This is a genomic window from Oligoflexus sp. (genome assembly GCF_035638955.1).
In the GTDB taxonomy this organism is placed as follows: domain Bacteria; phylum Bdellovibrionota_B; class Oligoflexia; order Oligoflexales; family Oligoflexaceae; genus Oligoflexus.
On record NZ_DASQYZ010000040.1, the window covers coordinates 1 to 1809 of the forward strand.

The window sequence follows — 1809 nt, forward strand, 5'->3', positions numbered from 1 at the left end:
GATCCCGGCCGCCTTCACCCGGAATGGGCCATCATATTTGCGGGAACTGCAGTTCAGCTCTCCCGTGATGAGGTCCTGAAAGCTTCAGATATACATGCTCTGGTGACCGGATCGGAAGTGTTCATGAACCGCCGAGGGCATGTCCGAAAATTTAACGATATGTTCTTTGAAGTGGTGTGGCCGAAAATGAAGGAGGGTGCCATGTTGCGGCTACAAGGAGTCTTTTGCCGCAGGAATTGATAAATCTCATCCTGAATTTCTTAAGACGCAATGTACAAAGCGAGAAAGAACTGATTGCCATCGAAGGCGAAGTATCGATTAAAATGATCATCCCTAGGCTCACATTGATTTTGCAGCATTCTTTCCGGGTTTAAAGGGCCAAAAGCATACGAGGCCTACGTGGGAATTATCCGAGCAGGTGCAGTTAACGGTCGATAGATTTTCGGCAGCTTCTTTGAGGCCCGCGATTCTCAGAAATAAAAAGGGACCTTTTTCAAGGTCCCTCCCTCGAGCTCTCCCAAGCTGTAAGATCAGAATCCAGAATCAAACGCTGTACTTAGCGAGCCTTCGCTCGATTCAATGGATAGTATTTCAACATGACATTGAATTTCTTCCAGTTCATCCTGGGGACCGCAAAGTAGTTGAAGTAGCCGCGAAGCATGGCGTTGATCTGCCCAGCCTGTTCTTTAGGACGATGTCGCATTACCAGTCGGGTCAGCCGGAAGGGGCGGACCCTCCGGCGGGCCCTGTTATTCGCTTTTATAGGCAACGGTGCCGTTGCAATACAGCCATTCGGTTTTTTGATATCCCGACTGGCATGAGGTCGAATAGGAGGTCTCGGCTTCCGTATGGTGGTTTTTTCCGTCAAGGCTGACCTTGTCCACTATCAGATTGCGCGCTCCTCCTGTGCCACTGTCGTTCACGAACTCGACCTTGATGCTGTCGATGGCCACGGTCTTCGGATGATTATAGGTGAATGTCTGGAACTGGCGAAGAGCCGGACTGCCTTTGATATCAGTCCAGGTGGCAACCGGGACATCGTCCACCAGCAGACGCATGGTGGGATAAACGCCATCGGCAGCCTCACCGGCAGCAAAGACGGTAATGGCCGAACCAAGTTCATAGGCACCGAGATCGGGCAGCCCTGAGGCCGCACGACCGGTATAGTCGGCTGCATAGCCCAACGCCAGACCTGCATCAACGGCCGCGCTCCCTTCCGCGAGACGCAAGTCACCTTTTTCGGCAGCGAAGAACCCTGCATCAGAAAGCTTTTCCGTGGAATCAAGAGCAAAGCCAGGATTGACGCCACTCACAAGACTGTAAAGATTATTGGTATGGGTGATGGCTCCTGTGCGGGCAATGGCGACATCGCTGACGAAGATGTTGTTTCTGAGGAGCAGGGTGGTCGGGCTTCCTTCCCTCTTGAGGCAGTCGATAGTGGGATTTCCCCCACCGGTCAGTTTGTAAACCGTGTTATTTTCAAAGCGGACATCTTCAATTTTGGCCAGTGGATTATCCGTATGAACACACAGCACAGGGGTGAACACATCAACGATGACGTTATGGTGCATTCTGATGTTATAGGCGCTGGCATCACCGGGACCGCTTATTTCGCTGAAGCCGTCAGTGTTTTTCGCGTAATTATGATGGATATGGGAACGATCAGTGACGCCGAAGAGTTCCACGAAACCGCCATCCCTGCCATAGTCAAAACTTGGCGCGACACAGTTTTCTCCACGATTGTATGATAGTTCATTGTCAGTGTTCTCGAGCCAGAAGCAGTTGGCACCAAAATCATTGGCTCCACTC

General features: G+C 51.4%; 2 protein-coding genes. One reads left to right on the forward strand and one right to left on the reverse strand.

All coding sequences use genetic code 11. From position 1 onward, the window contains the following. Positions 1–240, forward strand: a 240-nt coding sequence (locus tag VE954_RS04090; protein ID WP_324949942.1) for a hypothetical protein, incomplete at its 5' end; no start/stop codon positions are given. A 509-nt stretch (positions 241–749) separates the two neighbouring features. Here the strand turns inward: VE954_RS04090 and VE954_RS04095 are convergent. Further along, positions 750–1809 (reverse strand): carbohydrate-binding domain-containing protein (locus VE954_RS04095; RefSeq protein WP_324949944.1); only part of this gene is annotated, 1060 nt, incomplete at its 5' end.